The organism is Pseudomonas sp. ACM7, assembly GCF_004136015.1.
Lineage (GTDB): Bacteria > Pseudomonadota > Gammaproteobacteria > Pseudomonadales > Pseudomonadaceae > Aquipseudomonas > Aquipseudomonas frigoris.
In genome coordinates this window covers 371,430-391,502 of record NZ_CP024866.1, presented here as the reverse complement: position 1 = coordinate 391,502, position 20,073 = coordinate 371,430, and the positions used below count along the sequence as shown (strand labels likewise).

Annotated in this window: 14 protein-coding genes; 10 read left to right on the top strand and 4 right to left on the bottom strand. The window is 59.9% G+C overall.

The window, feature by feature from the left end; genetic code table 11:
• Window positions 1–266: 266 nt before the first annotated feature.
• Both CUN63_RS01925 and CUN63_RS01920 read left to right on the top strand, forming a co-directional pair.
• Complete coding sequence (locus tag CUN63_RS01925) at window positions 267–2,105, top strand: long-chain-acyl-CoA synthetase (protein WP_129436935.1); 1,839 nt, start codon at window positions 267–269, stop codon at window positions 2,103–2,105.
• Between the two features lie 111 nt (window positions 2,106–2,216).
• The gene (locus tag CUN63_RS01920; RefSeq protein ID WP_129436934.1) at window positions 2,217–2,735 is read left to right on the top strand and encodes an ankyrin repeat domain-containing protein; all 519 of its coding nucleotides are present in this window, start codon (window positions 2,217–2,219) and stop codon (window positions 2,733–2,735) included.
• Between the two features lie 171 nt (window positions 2,736–2,906).
• Here CUN63_RS01920 and CUN63_RS01910 read toward each other — a convergent pair whose 3' ends face one another.
• Together CUN63_RS01910 and xthA are read right to left on the bottom strand one after the other, a co-directional pair.
• Window positions 2,907–4,247: a substrate-binding domain-containing protein gene (locus tag CUN63_RS01910; RefSeq protein ID WP_129436933.1), complete on the bottom strand. Its 1,341-nt coding sequence runs from the start codon at window positions 4,245–4,247 to the stop codon at window positions 2,907–2,909.
• Window positions 4,248–4,399: 152 nt separating this feature from the next.
• Window positions 4,400–5,212, bottom strand: a complete 813-nt coding sequence (xthA, locus tag CUN63_RS01905) for an exodeoxyribonuclease III (RefSeq protein WP_129436932.1) — start codon at window positions 5,210–5,212, stop codon at window positions 4,400–4,402.
• 324 nt (window positions 5,213–5,536) lie between these two features.
• On the opposite strand from xthA, the gene CUN63_RS01900 reads away from it, so the two are divergent.
• The 7 genes from CUN63_RS01900 to CUN63_RS01870 all read left to right on the top strand — a co-directional run bounded on the left by CUN63_RS01900 (window position 5,537) and on the right by CUN63_RS01870 (window position 16,747).
• Window positions 5,537–6,187, top strand: coding sequence for an N-acetyltransferase (locus tag CUN63_RS01900; RefSeq protein WP_046047485.1), 651 nt, complete (start codon window positions 5,537–5,539; stop codon window positions 6,185–6,187).
• A 65-nt stretch (window positions 6,188–6,252) separates the two neighbouring features.
• Window positions 6,253–7,980, top strand: a complete 1,728-nt coding sequence (locus CUN63_RS01895; RefSeq protein WP_129436931.1) for an autotransporter assembly complex family protein — start codon at window positions 6,253–6,255, stop codon at window positions 7,978–7,980.
• Window positions 7,977–11,651: a translocation/assembly module TamB domain-containing protein gene (locus tag CUN63_RS01890; protein ID WP_129436930.1), complete on the top strand. Its 3,675-nt coding sequence runs from the start codon at window positions 7,977–7,979 to the stop codon at window positions 11,649–11,651. Before CUN63_RS01895 ends, CUN63_RS01890 begins: the two co-directional genes overlap by 4 nt.
• A gap of 244 nt (window positions 11,652–11,895) precedes the next feature.
• Window positions 11,896–12,369 carry a MarR family winged helix-turn-helix transcriptional regulator gene (locus CUN63_RS01885; protein ID WP_046047482.1) on the top strand — a complete coding sequence of 158 codons (474 nt, stop codon included), beginning with the start codon at window positions 11,896–11,898 and terminating at the stop codon, window positions 12,367–12,369.
• Complete coding sequence (locus CUN63_RS01880) at window positions 12,366–13,835, top strand: efflux transporter outer membrane subunit (RefSeq protein WP_129436929.1); 1,470 nt, start codon at window positions 12,366–12,368, stop codon at window positions 13,833–13,835. The genes CUN63_RS01885 and CUN63_RS01880 overlap by 4 nt, the downstream gene beginning before the upstream one ends.
• A 15-nt stretch (window positions 13,836–13,850) precedes the next feature.
• Window positions 13,851–15,053, top strand: coding sequence for an efflux RND transporter periplasmic adaptor subunit (locus CUN63_RS01875; RefSeq protein WP_129436928.1), 1,203 nt, complete (start codon window positions 13,851–13,853; stop codon window positions 15,051–15,053).
• A 164-nt stretch (window positions 15,054–15,217) separates the two neighbouring features.
• Window positions 15,218–16,747 (top strand): DHA2 family efflux MFS transporter permease subunit, encoded by a 1,530-nt coding sequence (locus tag CUN63_RS01870; protein WP_129436927.1) that lies wholly within the window; start codon window positions 15,218–15,220, stop codon window positions 16,745–16,747.
• A gap of 127 nt (window positions 16,748–16,874) precedes the next feature.
• Here CUN63_RS01870 and lpxH read toward each other — a convergent pair whose 3' ends face one another.
• Entirely contained in the window at window positions 16,875–17,603 is a 729-nt protein-coding gene (lpxH, locus tag CUN63_RS01865; protein WP_129436926.1) for a UDP-2,3-diacylglucosamine diphosphatase, read from the bottom strand.
• Window positions 17,600–18,103, bottom strand: coding sequence for a peptidylprolyl isomerase (locus CUN63_RS01860; RefSeq protein WP_033057103.1), 504 nt, complete (start codon window positions 18,101–18,103; stop codon window positions 17,600–17,602). The genes lpxH and CUN63_RS01860 overlap by 4 nt, the downstream gene beginning before the upstream one ends.
• Window positions 18,104–18,363: 260 nt before the next feature.
• Between CUN63_RS01860 and CUN63_RS01855 the strand changes: the two genes are divergently transcribed.
• Window positions 18,364–20,061, top strand: a complete 1,698-nt coding sequence (locus CUN63_RS01855) for a glutamine--tRNA ligase/YqeY domain fusion protein (protein ID WP_129436925.1) — start codon at window positions 18,364–18,366, stop codon at window positions 20,059–20,061.
• Window positions 20,062–20,073: the final 12 nt, after the last annotated feature.

The window sequence follows — 20,073 nt, the reverse complement described above, 5'->3', positions numbered from 1 at the left end:
AAAATCCTTATATATCAATTAGTTAGTTTTTAAGTGCTTTTGCACTTTCGTGCAATCTGCATGAATGGCCATCGTGCATCCTGCATTTTGCGTGGTCGACATCGATTCGATGGAACCATTTGCCCGGCGCAGGCTCACGTTTTCAATTGCCGCAGCCGTGGATACAAATCATTTCAAAAACCGCGTGTACAGCTCAGGAACCGCTGACGTATTTTCGGCCTCAATCAACGCCGCCCGAACAATAAAAAGATCGACCGGGAGCAACCATGAGCCGCACGCCGCACGACACGATTACCTGGGGCATGATGCTCCGCAAGCTGCCTTCCATTGCCAAAGCCATTCCTCGCGTGGTGAAGGGCATGAAAGCCGCCAACGTCAAGGACCCGACCCAATCGTGTGGCCTGGGCTGGAGCTTCGAACAAGCGACGTTGCGCAATCCCGATGGCCCGGCATTGCTGCAGGGCGAGGTGGCGCTGACGTATGCTCAGGTCAACCAATGGGCCAATCGCATTGCCCATCATCTGATTGCCCAAGGCATCCGCAAGGGCGATGTGGTGGCGGTCTTTATCGAGAATCGCCCGGAACTGCTGGTGACGATTCTGGCGGTGGCCAAGGTCGGCGCGATCAGTGCCTTGCTCAATACCTCGCAAACCCGCGATACCCTGGCTCACAGCCTGAACCTGGTGGCACCCGCGGCGATCATTGTCGGAGAAGAGCTGGTCCCGGCGTTTTCGGCGGTTCGCGAACGGGTGTCGATCGACGCGGCGCGCACCTGGTTCGTCGCTGATCGAGACACCTTCAGCCATCCCGGCATTGCGCCCGACGGCTTCATCAACCTGATGACGGCCAGTGCCGACAGCTCCAGCGACAACCCTGCCAGCAGTCAGCAGGTATTTTTCGACGACCCTTGTTTCTATATCTACACCTCGGGCACCACCGGCTTGCCCAAGGCCGGGGTGTTCAAGCACGGCCGCTGGATGCGCAGCTCCGCAAGCTTCGGGCTGATCGCCCTGGATATGCGCCCGGAGGATGTCGTCTATTGCACCTTGCCGCTCTATCACGCCACCGGGCTGTGCGTGTGCTGGGGCTCGGCGATCAGTGGCGCCTCGGGTTTTGCCATTCGCCGCAAGTTCAGCGCCAGTCAATTCTGGAACGATGTGCGCAAGTACCGCGCGACCACCCTCGGTTACGTCGGCGAACTGTGCCGCTACCTCGTGGATCAACCGCCCAGCGCCGACGACAGCAAGCACCGCGTGACGAAGATGATCGGCAATGGCCTGCGCCCCGGCGCGTGGGGCGAGTTCAAGACACGTTTTGCGGTGAATCACATCTGCGAGCTCTACGCCGCCAGCGACGGCAACATCGGTTTCACCAACATCCTCAACTTTGATAACACCGTCGGTTTTTCCCTGATGTCATGGGAGTTGGCGGCGTACGACCACGACAGCGGTGAGCCGATTCGGGATGCCAAGGGCTTCATGCGCAAGGTTGCCAAAGGCGAGCAGGGGCTGTTGCTGGCGAAGATCAACGACAAGGCGCCCCTGGACGGCTACACCGATCCGCAGAAGACCGAAAAGGTTGTGCTGCACGACGTGTTCGAGAAGGGCGACCGTTATTTCAATACTGGTGACCTGCTGCGCAACATCGGTTTTGGTCACGCGCAGTTTGTTGACCGGTTGGGTGATACCTACCGCTGGAAGGGCGAAAACGTCTCGACCACCGAAGTCGAAAACATCCTTTTGCAACACCCGAATATTTCCGAAGCCGTGGCCTACGGCGTGGAAATCCGCAACACCAACGGGCGTGCGGGGATGGCGGCGATTACGCCAGCCGAGTCCCTGGCGACCCTGGATTTCAGTGAACTGCTGGCTTTCGCCCGTGAGCAAATGCCCGCCTATGCGGTGCCGTTGTTCCTGCGGGTGAAGGTGAAAATGGAGACCACCGGCACCTTCAAATACCAGAAGACCCGCCTCAAGGACGAAGCCTTCGACCCCGGCAAAACTGGCGATGATCCGATCTACGCCTGGCTGCCGGGGACCCAGACATACGTGCAGGTCACTCCGCAGTTGCTGGCGGATATTCACGGCGGCGCTTTTCGTTATTGAATGCAGCGCTATTGAATGTGCCTATGGCCTTTCATGAGAAAAAAGAAGTGACAGCCTCGGGGCTGCTCGGGAAACTGTCGGCTTTGCGAATAACAGAACGTGGAGTGCCCAATGTCAGACCAAAGCCGCCAGATGACCCCCGAAGAAGCCGCTGAATTTGCCGAACAGGTATTCAACAAGGCGCGCGAGGGCGATGCGGCCATGATGGCTGCGCTGTTGACCAAGGGCCTGCCGCCGAACCTGCGTAACCACAAGGGCGACACCTTGCTGATGCTGGCCGCTTACCACGGCCATGTGGATACCGTAAAAGTCCTGCTCGAACACAAGGCCGACCCGGAAATCCGCAACGACAACGGCCAGAGCCCGATTGCCGGCGCGGCGTTCAAGGGTGACCTGGCGGTGGTCAAGGCACTGGTTGAAGGCGGCGCGCAAGTGGAAGGTTCGTCCTTCGATGGCCGTACAGCGCTGATGATGGCGGCGATGTTCAATCGCGTCGAAATCGTCGACTACCTGATCAGCAAAGGCGCCGACCCGAAAGCCAAGGACGCCAATGGCGTCTCTGCGCTGGATGCCGCCAAGACGATGGGCGCGGTGGACACCACGGCGCAGTTGCAGAAGCTGCTTGGCTGATTTGCACCCTGTAGCAGCTGTCGAGCTTGCGAGGCTGCGTTCGGCTGCGCAGCAGTCGTAAAACCTATATGTGCGGTCTCCCTGAAACACCGCATCGTCTGATTTTACGACTGCTTCGCAGCCGAACGCAGCCTCGCAGGCTCGACAGCTGCTACACACACACACACACCATCAATGCACCCACACCTCAACCCGCCGATTCTTGATTCGCCCCTCATCCGCGCTATTGGCCGCCACTGGCATCTCGGCGCCAAAACCACGAATCTCGCGTAACACCACGCCGCTTTTCACCAGTTCCCGCCGCACCGCCATGGCGCGCAGTTTCGACAGCAGATCGGCCCGCGCCGGATCACTCTTGGCGTCGCCAAACCCCACCAGCGTCACCTGCCGATTGGTTTTCTCGTGCTGATTTATATAGTCGAGCACCCGCGACAGGTCCTGCCGTGCCTTGTTGTCCAGCGTCGCACTGCCTTCTTCGAAACGAAAATTCACCGTCAGTCGTTGGGCGTGACGGCTGAGCGCCTGATAACCCTCCGGCATTAATGCATTCGGTGTGACCGTCATGGCCTGGACGGTTTGGGCGATAAAACCATTGGTCGCGACAATCGCCTGACCCTTGCTGCTTTGGGTGAACGCCACCAATGCGTCGGCCCAGGGATTTTTCCCATTGGGCGGCAGGTAAAAGAACAGCCGGCGCGACAACGGATAATCTTCCGTAGCAATCAGGCTGTTTAGCGGCAACATGGCTTGGGATTGGCCATCGGCAATCGCCACGGCTTTGGCCTGACGCACGTAAGGCAGGCCGATGAAGCCGATACCTTGCGGGTCGAGGCTGACGGCGTCGGACAATTGCTCGCTGGATTCGAACCGTTTCGCAGCGCTGCTCAGCGTTTTCCCACGGCGGCTGAGGACCAATTCCTTGAACGTGTCGTAGGTGCCCGATTGGTCATCCCGCGCATAGAGATGAATCGTCCCACCGGTGCCGCCGAGTTCTTCCCAGGTTTTTGCCTCGCCGCTGAAGATTCGCGCCAGTTGTTCGGTGTTCAGTTCGCTCAACGGATTTTGCGGATGAAGAATGATCGCCAGGCCATCGATGGCGATGACTTGCTCGGCGCCGGCGCTTTTAAAGTCGCCCAAGGGTTTGAGGTCCACCCGTTCGTTGTCCTTGATCGGGCGCGAGGAGGCGGCGAGGTCGGCGGTGGCGGTTTTCAGGGCGGTGAAACCGGTGCTGGAACCGTGGGCTGCGACATCCACCACGACCCGACGGCCCTGAGCGGTTTCGCCAACAACGCGCAGTTCGTTGGCGTTGTCCGGGGCCTCGTTGTGAACCTTCAGCAGGCCCTGTTCGCGCATCAACCCCTCGACCAGCGCCGGGCCCAATGCCGCGCCAATGGTGTTGGAACCCTGGATGCGCAGCACCGGGCCAGCCTCGGGCGTCGGCAACGCGCCAGCCGAAGCCGTCAGCGGCAGGCAGGCGCACAGCATCAACAGGAACAACACGCGCAGCGTCATGCCGGCACCTTATAAGCCAAAGGAAGTGCCGGGAGAATAAGTCAGTAAGATGTCCGAAAGATGACAGATCAAAAGATCGCAGCGTTCCGCAGCTCCTACAATGGGGCGGCGTACACCCTGTAGGAGCTGCGGAACGCTGCGATCTTTTGCTTCTAGCTCAGCTCAAGCCAGATCGGCGCGTGATCCGATGGTTTTTCCATCCCGCGCAGTTCGTAATCCACTCCCGCATCTTTCACGCGTGGCAATAACCCGTGGGAGGCCATGATCAAGTCAATCCGCAGCCCACGCTTGGGCTCATCCTCAAAACCGCGGCTACGGTAGTCGAACCAGCTGAAACGGTCGGCCACCTCTGGGTTCAAGTGACGGAAACTGTCCACCAGGCCCCAGTTCTTCAAACGGGCCATCCACTCGCGTTCTTCCGGCAGGAAGCTGCATTTACCGGTTTTCAGCCAGCGCTTCATGTTGTCCGGGCCGATACCGATGTCGCAGTCTTCCGGGGAAATGTTCACGTCGCCCATCACCACCAGCGGCTGATCGTTGCTGAACTGGCTTTCCAGTAATTGCTGCAGATCGTTATAAAAGCGGTCTTTGGCCGGGAACTTGGTCGGGTGATCGCGGCTTTCGCCCTGTGGGAAATAGCCGTTCATGATGGTCACCGGCACGCCATTGGCATCGGCGAACGTGCCCCAGATGAAGCGGCGCTGAGCGTCTTCTTCATCGGTGGCGAAACCTTTGTGCAGCGCGAGAGGCTCCTGACGCGAGAGCAGGGCCACGCCGTAATGACCTTTTTGACCGTGGAAATACACGTGATAGCCCAGCGCCTGAACCTCGGCCAGCGGGAATTGGTCGTCGTGAACCTTGGTTTCCTGCAGTCCGATCACATCTGGCTGATGCTTTTCGATCAGCGCCGCCAGCTGATGGGGGCGAGCGCGCAGCCCGTTGATGTTGAAGGAGACGATCTTCATGGTCGGCAGTCCTGGCAAAAGGGCGATGCTAGCTGACATGTAGGAATGGGGCCAGTGTGGGGTGAGGGCATTCGTGTTTGGCGGTAGGTCTTCCATCGCCAATGCGGGCCTCATCGTCGGAACGCCGCCCGGAGCAAGCTCGCTCCCACAGGGGACGAGTCTGGTCTATACCTTTGTGGGAGCGAGCTTGTTCCGGGCGGCGATCCGACGATGGCGGCATCACAACCAACACTGATTCGGATCAGAAAGGAACTGTGCCAGCGCTATAGGCTCGTAACCAGAAGAGCGCAGTCATCTGACCTGTGCCAGGGGAGATCTACCGTTATGCCCGAAACCTCGACCGTCATCGCCGATATTCACATGCTCGACAGCGGCTATTCCCGCGAAGCACGTTCGCTGTTGTACCAGGCTTACCGGCATGAGCCGACGTTCGGCTACCTGTTCGAAGCGGAGCGTCCCGGTTATGAACAGCGGGTCCGTGCCACCGTGCGCGAACTGGTCAAACAACACTTTCTTCAGGACTTGCCGGCCATCGGCCTGCTGGTCAACGACCGGTTGATCGGCATCGCGTTGATCGCGCCGCCGCAACGTCGCCTGGGCATCACTGAAAGTTGGGCCTGGCGTCTGCGCATGGTGCTCAGCACCGGCTTTCGCTGCACCCGACGCTATCTCGAGTATCACGATGCCGTGATGGCTTGCGTGCCGTCCGACTCGGTGCACCTGCTGCCGTTGCTGGGAGTGCATCCGCAATTTCAGGGCAAGCACTTTGGTGAACAATTGCTGCAAGCGGTGCACAACTGGTGCGCGGTGGATGAACACTCCGAGGGTGTGATCCTCGATACTGGGAATCCTCGTTATCTGGAGTTCTATAAGCGTCAGGGCTATGAGGAAATCGGTGAGGTCGCCGTAGGACCAATTCGCGAACACGTGTTTTTCCACGCCAATCCGCAGGTGTTACAAACAGCAACGGCATAAAGGTAGACCTTTCATCGCACGCCAGGCTCTATCACGCTCCCAAGCTCGTGATAGCATCCGCGCCTATGAAGTTTCCAGGAAGAATTACCAGCGGCGTGCTGATGCTGATTACCAGCTGCGCGGCGCTGGCGCAAAGTGAATTGGATGTTCGGATCAAACCGTCCAACGATGAACTGAAGGCCAATATAGAGGGCTATATCGGCAGCCTCGGCGATCGAGACGAAGAAGCCTTGCTGCGCTTCAGTCGTGGCGCTGAAGAACAGGCGCGCAAGGCCGCCCAGGCCTTGGGTTATTATCAGCCGCAGATCGACTCGGATGTGAAGGGCGGCAAGACGCCTCGCCTGGTGCTGAACATCGATCCCGGCGAGCCGGTGCATTTGCGCAACGTCACTATTCGCGTCGACGGCCCGGCCGCCTCCCTCAAATCCTTTCGTGTACCCAAAAGCAATGCGCTGAAAACCGGCGCAGTGCTCAACCATGGCCATTACGAAGACGCCAAGCGCCTGATTCAGAATCAGGCCTCGCGCTACGGTTTTTTCAGCGGTTACTTCAGCAGCCAGAAATTGTCGGTCGACCCGCGAGCCGGCGTTGCCGACATCGAACTGATCTATAACAGTGGCCCACGCTATTCACTGGGCAAGGTCAGTTTTGAGGGGGATTCGCCGTTCGACGAAGACCTGCTGCGGCGCATGGTGCCATTCAAGGCGGGCGCCCCTTATGACTCCGAATTGATCGCCGAGCTCAATCAAGCCATGCAATCGAGCGGCTATTTCGAAAGCGTGCGGGTGGATGCGGCGCCGACGGCGTCCAAGAACGACGTGATCCCGGTAGACGTCAAACTCGAAACGCGCAAACCACGGACCATGGGTCTGGGGCTGGGTTATTCCACCGACGTCGGCCCACGGGTCAAGGCCAACTGGACCCGGCACTGGGTCAACCCTCAGGGACACAGCTATGGCTGGGAGACCGAAGTTTCGGCGCCTCGGCAGAACGTCGGTGTGTTCTATGACATTCCCCTGGACCCGCCGCTGACCGACAAGCTGCGGTTCGCCGGTGGTTATCAGAACGAAGAAATCGCCGACAAGGACTCCCTCAGCAAACTGCTGACCCTCGGCCCCGAGTGGCACAGCAAGCTGCCCAGTGGTTGGCAGCGGGTGGTGTCGCTCAAGTGGCAGCGCGAGGAATACAGGCTCGGCGACGACTCAGGGCTCAGCACGTTGCTGATGCCTGGCGTCAACTACTCCTATCTGAAAAGCGACAACCGTATCGACCCGCACAACGGCTATCGTCTGGAGTTCGCGACCAAAGTGGCCAAGGAAGGCATGGGCTCGGACACCAATCTGGTCTACGGCACCGCGCTGGTGAAAGGCTTGACCACGGTCTTCGACAAACACCGCTTCCTCGGGCGGGTGCAGGTCGGCGGCAGCGCCACCAACGGCTACAAATCGGTACCGCCGTCGTTGCGCTTCTTCGCCGGTGGCGATCAGAGCGTGCGCGGTTACGACTATCAGAGCCTGTCCCCGGAAAACTCCGAAGGTGACCGCATCGGTGGCCGCTACATGGTTGCCGGCAGCGTTGAATATCAGTACTCCATCGCCGAAAAATGGCGGGTCGCGACCTTCATCGACCAAGGCAACTCCTTCAATACCCTCGAACTGCCGGACCTCAAGACCGGCGTCGGCATCGGTGTGCGCTGGGTTTCTCCGGTAGGGCCGATACGCCTCGACCTGGCCCATGCGATGGACGACGACGGCGGCATTCGACTGCACTTTTCCATGGGGCCTGAGCTGTGAATCGTGGTTTGAAAATAACGCTGCTGGCGATTCTGGCGCTGCTGATGCTGGTCGTCCTGACCGTGGCCACGGTGCTTGGCACGGCGACGGGCAGTCGTTGGGCGCTCGGCTTTGTGCGGGGTTTGACCGTCGAGAATTTCCAGGGTCGTCTGGGTGGACAGTGGAGTGCCGACCATGTGCTGTGGCAGCAGGACACCAGCCGCGTCGAGCTGAACAAGGTGATTTTCGCCTGGTCGCCGTTGTGCCTGACGCGCATGACCCTGTGCATCGAGCAATTGAAAGCCGATCAGGTCAGCCTGCAATTCCCGCCGGGCACGGAAGAAGAAAGCAGCGGGCCGATCAGCCTCCCGGATTTGAAACTGCCCTTGGCCATTGAGTTGGGCGACGTCCAGGTCGGCAGCCTGATGTTCAACGGCAGCGAAGAACTCAAGGGCTTGCAACTGGCGGCGCACTGGACGGCCAAAGGTTTGCAGATCGATTCCGTTCATTTGCAAAGGGATGACCTGAGCCTGAATCTTTCAGGCCTGCTGCAACCCAGCGGTAACTGGCCGCTCAAGGCGGAAGGCAAACTGACCCTGCCAGCCCCCGGCATCGGGCCTTGGACGCTGGCCTTGAAGGTCGACGGCGATCTGCTGAAAACCCTGAACCTGAAAGCCGACAGCAGCGGTTACCTCAACGGGCAATTGACCGGCGAACTGCAACCGCTGGTGGAAAACCTGCCGGCCAAGGTGCGGATCACCGCTGACGGCTTCAAGCCCGGCGCCGATCTGCCGGACACTCTGCAACTCAACCAACTGGAACTCACCGGCGACGGCGACCTGAAAAACGGTTACCAGTTGCTCGGCAAAGCCACGTTGCCCGCAGAATTTGGCCCGGTCGCGTTGTTGCTGCAAGGCAAGGTCGACGCCAATGGCGCTCAGATCACCGGGTTGGACCTCACGGCCAACGATAAACAAAGCCTAAAACTCACTGGCAACCTCGACTGGAGCAAAGGCTTGAGTGCCGACGCAAAAATCGATTGGCTGGATTTCCCGTGGCATCGCCTCTATCCGTCGATCGACGAGCCAGAAGTAGCGTTGCGCAGCTTCAACGGTGAAGTCTCCTACACCGACGGCAAGTACATGGGGCACTTCAACGCCGCACTCGACGGCCCGGCCGGGGCGTTCAGCCTGACCAGCCCGTTCAGCGGCGACCTGACGAAAATCTACCTGCAACAAATTCAACTCGAAGCCGGGCAGGGCAAGGCCGAAGGGCACCTGAACCTGCAATTCGCCGACGGCATTGCCTGGGACACGGCGCTGGACCTGTCGGCGATCAACCCGGCGTACTGGGTCGCGGAATTACCAGGCATCCTGGCCGGACCGTTGCGCAGCAAAGGCGAGATGAAGAATGAAAAACTCAGCCTGACCGCCGACCTGGATTTGAAGGGCAAACTGCGCGGCCAACCGGCAGTGATCCAGGCCAAAGCCGATGGCGGTGGCGAGCAATGGAATCTCAGCGCGTTGCAAATTCGCCTCGGCGACAACAGCATCAACGGCAAGGGCAGCCTGCAACAGAAGCTCGCCGGTCAGATCGATATCAAGCTGCCGCGCCTGGCCCAGCTGTGGCCGCAACTGCGCGGTCAGCTCAATGGTCGCATCGATGTCGCCGGGACGCTCAAGGCGCCGCAAGGCAAGCTCGGACTGCAAGGCACGCAACTGGCCTTCGAAGATAATCGCCTGCAAAGCCTGAATCTGGACGCGACCCTCGACAGCGCGCAACGGGCCAGAATCGACCTCAAGGGCAGCGGCATTCAGGCCGGTGAGACGTCGCTGGGCACACTGACCGCCAGCGGCCAGGGCGATATCAAAAACCAGAAACTCACCCTCGACCTGCAAGGGCCGAAGCTGAAACTCGCGCTCGGCCTCGACGGCAATCTGGACCAAGGCAATTGGCGTGGGCACCTGGCCAGTGGCGATATCCAGGCCGGCGGTCAAGACTGGAAGCTGCAAGGCCCGGCAAAGCTTGAACGGCTGGCGGACGGCAAGATCAATTTTGGCGCTCATTGCTGGACGTCCGGCCCGGCCAGTCTGTGCGGTGAGGATCAGCGCCTGATGCCTGAGCCAAAGCTGCGTTATCACCTCAAACAGTTCCCGATCGACAGCCTGGCGCAGTGGTTGCCCAAGGATTTCGCCTGGAAGGGACGACTCAACGCCGACCTGCAACTGGACCTGCCGGCCAGCGGCCCGAACGGGCAGATCAGCGTCGATGCCAGCGGCGGCACGTTGCGCATCAAGGAGAAGGACCAGTGGCTGGACTTCCCGTACCAGACCCTGAAACTCAACAGCAAACTCACGCCCAAGCGCATCGACACTGACCTCAACTTCGTCGGCGGCAAGCTCGGTGAGCTTATGCTCCAGGCGCAGATCAATCCGTTACCGAAGGACAAGCCACTGACCGGCTCATTCCGTTTGAATGGACTGGACCTGTCGGTAGCGCGGCCGTTTGTGCCGATGGTCGAGAAACTGACCGGACGCTTGAATGGCAGTGGCACGCTCGCAGGTACGCTGCTGGCGCCGCAGGTCAACGGCAATCTGTTGCTCAGTGACGGCGAGATTTCCGGGCCGGAACTGCCGATGGAACTCGAAGCGCTGCAACTTCAAGCCGTGATCGCTGGCGAAACCGTGCAATTGAACGGCGGCTGGAAAAGTGGCAAGACCGGGCAGGGTAGCCTGAATGGCAACATTGCCTGGGGTCATGCGCTGGTGGTGGATCTGGCGCTCAAAGGCACGCAATTGCCCGTCACCGTCGAGCCCTACGCAAAACTGGAAGTGGCGCCGGACCTGAAGATTTCGGTGAAGGACGACAAACTGGCGATTACCGGCAAGGTGCTGGTGCCGAAAGGCGAGATCACCGTGCGCGAGTTGCCGCCGTCGACGGTCAAGGTGTCCGATGACACGGTGATCGTCGGCCAGCAGACCGAAGAGGGCAAACCCCCGATGGTCATGGCGATGGACATCGATGTGATGGTCGGGCAGGACAAACTCAGTTTTGCCGGGTTTGGCTTGACCGCCAACCTGCAAGGTCATGTGCACATCGGCGACAACCTGGACACCCGCGGCGAGCTCTGGCTCAACGATGGGCGTTATCGCGCCTACGGTCAGCGATTGACCGTGCGCCGGGCGCGCTTGTTGTTTGCCGGCCCAATTGACCAGCCGTATTTGGACATCGAAGCGATTCGCCAGACCGACGACGTGATCGCCGGCATTCGCCTGAGCGGCAGCGCCGAGCAGCCGACCACACAGATCTTCTCCGAGCCGGCCATGAGCCAGGAGCAGGCGTTGTCCTATCTGGTGCTGGGGCGTCCGCTGAGCACCAGCGGTGAGGACAACAACATGCTCGCCCAAGCCGCGCTGGGGTTGGGGTTGATGGGCAGTTCGGGAGTGACCAGCGGGTTGGCCAAGAACCTGGGGATTCAGGACTTCCAGCTCGACACCCAAGGCAGCGGCAACGCCACCAGCGTGGTGGCCAGCGGCAATATCTCCGAGAAGCTCAGCCTGCGTTATGGCGTTGGCGTGTTCGAGCCGGCCAACACCATCGCCTTGCGTTACAAGCTGAGCAAGAAGGTCTACCTCGAAGCCGCCGGGGGCGTGGCCAGTTCATTGGACATCTTCTACAAGCGGGATTTCTAAGCCCCGCCCCCTCCAAAACCGGGTCGCTGCCTTCGCGAGCAAGCCCGCTCCCACACAGATCACACCAAACCTGTGGGAGCGGGCTTGCTCGCGAAGGGCGCGCTGCGATCATTGATCCGAAGCAACTTTCCCGCGCCATTTATCAACTAAATAGCAAGCAACCTAACTATTGCGTTGACATTCGCTGCCTAGGCAGTAACATCTCGTCATACATTCTCTGCCTAGGCAGCTAATTGGTGGTCAGATGAAACATTTCACCCCAGACGCATTCCACACTTGCCATCTCGGCCTCCTGCTCGGGCGCGCTGCGCTGCTCAAGGACCGGATCATCGACACGCACATGGAACCCCACGGCATCACCGCCGCGCAGTTCAAAGTGCTGATCATCATGGCCCAATTCGGCGTCGATACCCCGGCCGAGCTGTGCCGTCACCTGTCGCTGGATAGCGGTTCGATGACCCGCATGCTCGATCGTCTGGAACAGAAAGGCTTCCTCGCCCGCCAACGCTCCGAGGCGGACCGCCGTCAGGTTCAGCTGGTGCTGACCGAACAAGGCCAGCAGTTGACTGACCGCCTGCCGGAGATCGGCGCCGACGCCATGAATGAACTGGCTGGCGCGATCACCCCAGAGGAGTTGCAAACCCTCGAACAGATCCTGAAGAAAATTTTGGTGGCAGCCGGTGACTCGATCACGTTGCTGCGGGTAGGTGACAAATGAGCAGTAAAACCCTGCGGACGGGACTGAGCCTGGTGCTGGCGGCCATGACCCTGGCCGGTTGCGCCAGCTACAGTGGCCTGACCACTGAAGGCAAAAGCCTGGATGCGAAAACCCTCAAGGCCGGGCAATCCCTCAGCGGCGTAACCCTGTCGCCCGCGGCCTGGCCGAAAAGCGACTGGTGGAAAAGCCTCGGCGACCCACAGCTCGACGGCTTGATCCGCGAAGCCCTTCACGACAGCCCCGACATGCAAATCGCCGACGCCCGTGCTCACCAGGCCAGCGCCGCCGCCTATGCCGCCGACGCCGCCCGCATGCCAACCCTCGATGCCAGCGCCGGCGTCAGTCGTTCGCGTCTGGCCCGGGATCAGGACCCGAGCGGGCAGGGCGGCACTTATTCCACCGTGCGTAACATCGGCGCCGTTTTCAATTACAACTTCGATCTCTGGGGTGGTCAGCGTGATGCCTGGGAAGCCGCACTGGGCCAGGCCCGTGCTGCCGAAGTCGATCAACAGGCCGCTCAGCTGACGTTGTCCGCCGACGTGGCTCGCGCCTACAGCGATCTGGGGCAGGCGCATATCGTCTACGACCTGGCCAGTGAAGACCTCAAACGCACCAAACAAATGCTCGATCTGAGCCAGCGTCGCCTGAGCTCGGGGATCGACAGTCAGTACCAGTTCCAGCAAACCGAAAGTCTGGAAGCCACCTCCGAAGCCAGCCTGATCGACGCCGAGAAACGCCTGCAAAGCGCGAAAATCGCCTTGGCCGTCTTGCTCGGTAAAGGCCCGGATCGCGGCAACGAAATCGCCCGGCCGAAAATCCTCCAGGCCAGCGCCGTCGCGTTGCCATCGGTGCTGCCGGCCGAGTTGCTCGGTCGTCGTCCAGACCTGGTGGCCGCGCGTTGGCGGGTCGAGGCGGCGAGCAAGAACATCGACGCCGGCAAAACCCGCTTCTACCCCAACCTCAACCTGAGCGCCGCGGCCGGTGCCGAGTCGTTGCTGGGCGATGCGATGTTCGGTTCGGCCAGTCGTTTCTTCAACATCGCGCCGACGATCTCGGTGCCGATTTTCGACGGCGGACGCTTGCGTGCCGACCTCGATTCCCGCGACGCCGATTACGACCTCGCCGTGGCGCAGTACAACAAGAGCCTGGTGAAAGCCCTGGGTGATGTCAGCGACACCATCAACCAGTTGCGCGATATCGGTCGGCAGCTCGGCGCTCAGCAGCGCGCCACCGACATTGCTCAGGATTCTTACAACACGGTGGTGGAGCGTTACGGTTCCGGCATCGGCAATTACCTGGACGTGCTCAGCATCGAGCAGCAATTGCTCCAGGCCCAGCGTCAGATGGCCAACCTGAATGCCGAGCAGATCGACCTGTCGATCCAACTGATGCAGGCGCTGGGAGGCGGCTTCCAGGGCGAGACCCTGGCCGCAGCCAACGCAACCCCAGCCACGCAGCACAACTAATTCAAGGTACTTGTCATGGCCACTGCCGATACAGCCCAATCCCCTGACAACACGCAAGACACGAGCAATCCGCGCAAACGCAAAGTCATGCTGATTGTCCTGGCTATCGTGGTGATCCTCGCCGGTGTCGGCGTCTGGGGTTATCACGAATTCTACGGGCGCTGGAACGAAAGCACCGACGACGCCTACGTGAGCGGCAACGTGGTGGAAATCACGCCGTTGGTCACCGGCACTGTGGTCAGCATCGGTGCCGACGATGGCGACCTGGTTCATGAAGGCCAGGTGCTGATCAACTTCGACCCGAACGACGCCGAAGTCGGTTTGCAAAGTGCCCAGGCCAATCTGGCCCGCACCGTGCGTCAGGTTCGCGGCTTGTACAGCAATGTCGACGGCATGAAAGCCCAGGTCAACGCCCAACAGGCTGAAGTGCAGAAGGCTCAGGACAACTTCAATCGCCGGAAGAACCTCGCCGCTGGCGGCGCGATTTCCCAGGAAGAGCTGTCCCATGCTCGCGACGACCTGACCTCGGCGCAAAACGCCTTGGCCAACGCCAAACAGCAACTGAAAACCACCAGTGCGTTGGTCGATGACACCGTGGTTTCGTCGCACCCGGACGTGATGTCCGCTGCCGCGCAATTGCGTCAGGCGTACTTGAACAACTCCCGCAGCACCTTGATCGCGCCGGTCACCGGTTATGTCGCCAAACGTTCCGTGCAACTGGGCCAACGCGTCCAGCCGGGCACCGCGTTGATGGCGGTCATTCCGCTGGATCAGCTGTGGATCGACGCCAACTTCAAGGAAACCCAACTGCGTGACATGCGCATCGGGCAGCCAGTGGACATCGAAGCCGACCTCTACGGCAGCGACGTGAAGTTCAGCGGCACCATCGACAGCCTCGGCGCCGGTACCGGCAGCGCGTTTGCCCTGTTGCCGGCGCAGAACGCCACCGGTAACTGGATCAAAATCGTCCAGCGGGTGCCGGTGCGGATTCACATCAACGCCGAAGAACTGGCCAAGCACCCGTTGCGGGTCGGCCTTTCGACTCAGGTCGATGTGAACCTGCGTGACCAGAGCGGCCCGGTGCTGGCGCAACAACCGCCGCAAAAGGCCTCGTTCAGCACCAACGTCTATGACCGTCAGTTGGCCGAGGCCGACGCGATGATCACTCAATTGATCCACGACAACAGCGCCGCGGTCAGCAAAACCGTCCAGCGCTGATTCGCCATCACACCGACCCTGTGGGAGCGAGCTTGCTGGCGATGGCGGATTTACATTCAACATCTTTGTTGATTGATCCACCGCTATCGCGAGCAAGCTCGCTCCCACAAGGTCAGCTGCGTCAGTAACAGGCGCTGCGCCAATCAGGTTCCAAAGGATTCGCGATGAGCAATAACGCCTCTTTTACGCCGCCCAGCCTGTTGCTCAGCACTATCGGCCTATCGCTGGCGACCTTCATGCAAGTGCTCGACACTACCATCGCCAACGTGGCGCTGCCGACGATTTCCGGCAACCTGGGCGTGAGTTCGGAGCAGGGCACTTGGGTGATTACCTCGTTCGCCGTGAGCAACGCCATCGCGCTGCCGCTGACCGGTTGGCTCAGCCGGCGCTTCGGCGAGGTGAAGCTGTTTCTCTGGGCGACGATTCTGTTCGTGCTGGCTTCGTTTCTGTGCGGTATCTCGACCTCGATGCCGGAGCTGATCGGCTTTCGGGTGCTTCAAGGTCTGGTGGCGGGTCCCCTGTACCCGATGACTCAAACGCTGCTGATTGCCGTCTATCCACCCGCCAGGCGTGGCATGGCCCTGGCGTTGCTGGCGATGGTCACGGTGGTGGCGCCGATTGCAGGTCCCATCCTCGGCGGCTGGATTACCGACAGCTATAGCTGGCCGTGGATCTTCTTTATCAACGTGCCGATCGGTGTTTTCGCGGTGATGGTGGTGCGCCAGCAACTCAAGGCGCGGCCGGTGGAAACCAGTTACCAGCCGATGGATTACGTCGGTTTGATCACCCTGATCATTGGCGTCGGCGCGTTGCAGGTGATCCTCGACAAGGGTAACGACCTGGATTGGTTCGAGTCGAACTTCATCCTCATCGGCGCGGCCATTTCGGTGATTGCGCTGGCGGTGTTCGTGATCTGGGAAATGACCGACAAACACCCGGTGGTCAACCTGCGGCTGTTCGCTTACCGCAACTTCCGCATCGGCACCATTGTGTTGGTGTTGGGTTACGCTGGGTTCTTCGGGATCAACCTGATCCTGCCGCAATGGCTGCAAACCCAGATGGGTTACACGGCGACGTGGGCGGGGCTGGCGGTGGCGCCGATCGGGATTCTGCCGGTGTTGATGTCGCCGTTTGTCGGCAAATACGCACACAAATTCGACCTGCGATTGCTGGCCGGTCTGGCGTTCCTGGCGATTGGCCTGAGCTGCTTCATGCGTGCCGGGTTTACCAATGAAGTGGACTTCCAGCACATCGCTCTGGTGCAGCTGTTCATGGGGATCGGTGTGGCACTGTTCTTCATGCCGACCTTGAGCATTCTGATGTCGGACCTGCCACCAAGCCAGATCGCCGACGGCGCAGGCCTGGCGACGTTCCTGCGGACGTTGGGTGGCAGTTTTGCGGCGTCGCTGACGACCTGGATCTGGATTCGTCGGGCCGATCAGCACCACGCCTATATGAGCGAAAGCATCAGCACCTATGAGCCGGCTACCCGCGAGGCGCTTAACAGCCTGGGCGGGGCGAGCAATCCGGCGTATGCGCAACTGGATCATGTGCTGACCAGTCAGGCGTACATGCTCTCCACCGTGGATTACTTCACGTTGCTGGGGTGGGCATTCATGGGCTTGATTGTGCTGGTGTGGCTGGCGAAACCGCCGTTTGCGGCGAAGCCGGGGCCTGCTTCGGCAGGGCATTGATTCAACGGTGCCTGTTAAAAGATCGCAGCCTCGTTTTACTCGACAGCTCCTACATTGACCGCGTTAGGCAATACACCTGTAGGAGCTGTCGAGCGAAGCGAGGCTGCGATCTTTTGATCTTTGGTTTTTATGGCGTAACGAAATCAAACGGCGCCAACGCAAACCCTTGCTCATCCACCTGCAACGCCCAGCCCTGACGATCCCAATCCCCCAATACAATCCGCTTGGCCGCCTGCTCGCCAATCTGCAACTTGTGAATGGCGGGGCGATGGGTATGCCCATGGATCAAGGTCTTCACGCCATAGGCCTGCATGATCCGCGGCACTTCTTCCGGCGTGACATCCACAATGTCGTTCGCCTTCATCCGTGTTTGCGCGCGGCTTTCATTGCGCAGCTTGCGCGCCAGTTTATGGCGAGTCCGCAGAGGCAAGTGCCGCAGGATGAACAGGGTGATGGGGTTACGCAGGTAACGACGCAGCTTCATATAAGCCTCGTCGCGGGTGCAGAGGCTGTCGCCGTGCATCAACAGCACCGGCTCACCGTAAAACTGCACGACACTCGGGTCTTTCAACAACGTACAGCCTGCCTGTTTGCAGAAGGCCTGGCCGAGCATGAAGTCGCGATTGCCGTGCATCAGAAAAATGGCCGTGCCGCTGTCGCTAAGATCGCGCAGGGCCTGGCAGATGGAACGCTGGAACGGCGTCATGGCATCGTCGCCAATCCACGCCTCGAAAAAGTCGCCCAGGATGTACAACGCACTCGCCGAGCGGGCGCGTCCGGCGAGCAAATCCAGAAACGCCCGGCTGATGTCCGGGCGCTCCTCTTCCAGATGCAAGTCTGAAATCAGCAGTATCACTCAATGATCTCGGCTTTCTCGATGATCACGTCTTCTGCTGGTACGTCCTGATGGCCGGACTTCATGGTGGTGGAAACACCTTTGATCTTGTCGACCACGTCGGTGCCTGCAACGACTTTGGCGAATACCGCGTAGCCCCAGCCCTGAGTGGTCTTGGCGCTGTGGTTCAGGAAGCTGTTGTCAGCCACGTTGATGAAGAACTGGGCGGAAGCCGAATGCGGCTCCATGGTGCGGGCCATGGCAACGGTGTACTTCTCGTTCGGCAGGCCGTTGTCGGCTTCGTTCTGGATGCTTGGGCGCTTGTCTTTCTTTTCTTTCATGCCTGGCTCGAAACCGCCGCCCTGGATCATGAAGTTACCGATGACGCGGTGGAAAACAGTGTTTTCGTAGTGACCGGCTTTGACGTACTCGATGAAGTTGGCCACGGTGATCGGGGCTTTCTCAGCGTTCAGTTCCAGGACGATGTCGCCATGGTTTGTTGTCAGTTTGACTTGGGTCATGATCGGTACTCTTTCTAATAATTCGTGGGTTTCGGGGCGTTGAAGCCCTCAACCGGTCCGGCCAATTTTGGCCAAGATGCGCAGTTTAGCGTGCCGGGCGCGAATTTCGAGGCTGTTTTTCATTTGCATCCGATTAAATGCAGCCGTTTTTTGCCCTGCGCTGTCAGCGACTTGACGGCATCGGCTATGATAAGCCCCTTTGTTTTAACCGCCGCTTTGATTTGGCCAACTGGCCGCGCACTTGTACGTTCAAGGATCCTATGAGCAAGCCCACTGTCGACCCTACCTCGAATTCCAAGACCGGCCCTGCCGTGCCGGTCAATTTCCTGCGCCCGATCATCCAGGCGGACCTGGACTCGGGTAAGCACACGCAGATCGTCACCCGTTTCCCGCCTGAGCCCAACGGCTACCTGCACATTGGTCACGCCAAGTCGATTTGCGTGAACTTCGGCCTGGCCCAGGAATTTGGCGGCGTCACGCACCTGCGTTTCGACGACACCAACCCGGCCAAGGAAGACCAGGAATACATCGACGCGATCGAAAGCGACGTCAAATGGCTGGGCTTCGAATGGTCCGGTGAAGTGCGCTACGCCTCGCAGTATTTCGACCAGTTGCACGACTGGGCCGTTGAACTGATCAAGGCCGGTAAGGCCTACGTCGATGACTTGAGCCCTGAACAGGCCAAGGAATACCGTGGCAGCCTGACCGAGCCGGGCAAGAACAGCCCGTTCCGCGATCGTTCCGTGGAAGAAAACCTCGACTGGTTCGCCCGCATGAAGGCCGGTGAATTCAAGGACGGCGCACGCGTGTTGCGGGCCAAGATCGACATGGCCTCGCCGAACATGAACCTGCGCGACCCGATCATGTATCGCATTCGTCACGCACACCACCACCAGACCGGTGACAAGTGGTGCATCTACCCGAACTACGACTTCACCCACGGTCAGTCGGATGCCATCGAAGGCATCACCCACTCGATCTGCACCCTGGAGTTCGAAAGCCATCGTCCGCTGTACGAGTGGTTCCTCGAGAACCTGCCCGTGCCAGCGCAACCGCGTCAGTACGAATTCAGCCGTCTGAACCTGAACTACACGATCACCAGCAAGCGCAAGCTCAAGCAACTGGTCGATGAAAAGCACGTTCTTGGCTGGGACGATCCGCGCATGTCCACGCTGTCCGGATTCCGCCGCCGTGGTTACACGCCGAAATCGATCCGCAACTTCTGCGAAATGGTCGGCACCAACCGTTCCGACGGCGTTGTCGACTTCGGCATGCTGGAATTCAGCATCCGTGACGACCTCGACCACAGCGCCCCGCGTGCCATGTGCGTGCTGCGCCCGCTGAAAGTCGTGATCACTAACTACCCGGAAGGCCAGGTCGAGAACCTTGAACTGGCGTGCCACCCGAAAGAAGACATGGGCGTGCGTGTTCTGCCGTTCGCCCGTGAGCTCTACATCGACCGTGAAGACTTCATGGAAGAGCCGCCAAAAGGCTACAAACGCCTTGAGCCGAACGGCGAAGTGCGTCTGCGCGGCAGCTACGTGATTCGCGCCGACGAAGCGATCAAGGACGCCGATGGCAACATCGTCGAACTGCGTTGCTCCTACGACCCGGAAACCCTGGGCAAGAACCCTGAAGGCCGCAAGGTCAAAGGCGTGGTTCACTGGGTGCCGGCTGCGGCCAGCGTCGAGTGTGAAGTGCGTCTGTACGATCGCCTGTTCCGTTCGGCCAACCCTGAGAAGGCCGAAGACAGCGCCAGTTTCCTGGACAACATCAACCCTGACTCGCTGCAAGTCCTCACCGGTTGTCGTGCTGAACCCTCGCTGGGCAATGCACAGCCGGAAGACCGTTTCCAGTTCGAGCGCGAAGGTTACTTCTGCGCGGATATCAAGGACTCGAAACCCGGTCATCCGGTGTTCAACCGTACCGTGACCTTGCGTGATTCGTGGGGCCAGTGATTCAAGGAAACT

Coding starts and splice junctions, on each gene's coding strand:
- CUN63_RS01870 (WP_129436927.1), top strand. CDS start 15,218: ATGAGCAATAACGCCTCTTTTACGCCGCCCAGCCTGTTGCTCAGCACT.
- CUN63_RS01885 (WP_046047482.1), top strand. CDS start 11,896: ATGAAACATTTCACCCCAGACGCATTCCACACTTGCCATCTCGGCCTC.
- CUN63_RS01920 (WP_129436934.1), top strand. CDS start 2,217: ATGTCAGACCAAAGCCGCCAGATGACCCCCGAAGAAGCCGCTGAATTT.
- CUN63_RS01875 (WP_129436928.1), top strand. CDS start 13,851: ATGGCCACTGCCGATACAGCCCAATCCCCTGACAACACGCAAGACACG.
- CUN63_RS01855 (WP_129436925.1), top strand. CDS start 18,364: ATGAGCAAGCCCACTGTCGACCCTACCTCGAATTCCAAGACCGGCCCT.
- xthA (WP_129436932.1), bottom strand. CDS start 5,212: ATGAAGATCGTCTCCTTCAACATCAACGGGCTGCGCGCTCGCCCCCAT.
- CUN63_RS01860 (WP_033057103.1), bottom strand. CDS start 18,103: ATGACCCAAGTCAAACTGACAACAAACCATGGCGACATCGTCCTGGAA.
- CUN63_RS01895 (WP_129436931.1), top strand. CDS start 6,253: ATGAAGTTTCCAGGAAGAATTACCAGCGGCGTGCTGATGCTGATTACC.
- CUN63_RS01910 (WP_129436933.1), bottom strand. CDS start 4,247: ATGACGCTGCGCGTGTTGTTCCTGTTGATGCTGTGCGCCTGCCTGCCG.
- CUN63_RS01925 (WP_129436935.1), top strand. CDS start 267: ATGAGCCGCACGCCGCACGACACGATTACCTGGGGCATGATGCTCCGC.
- CUN63_RS01880 (WP_129436929.1), top strand. CDS start 12,366: ATGAGCAGTAAAACCCTGCGGACGGGACTGAGCCTGGTGCTGGCGGCC.
- CUN63_RS01900 (WP_046047485.1), top strand. CDS start 5,537: ATGCCCGAAACCTCGACCGTCATCGCCGATATTCACATGCTCGACAGC.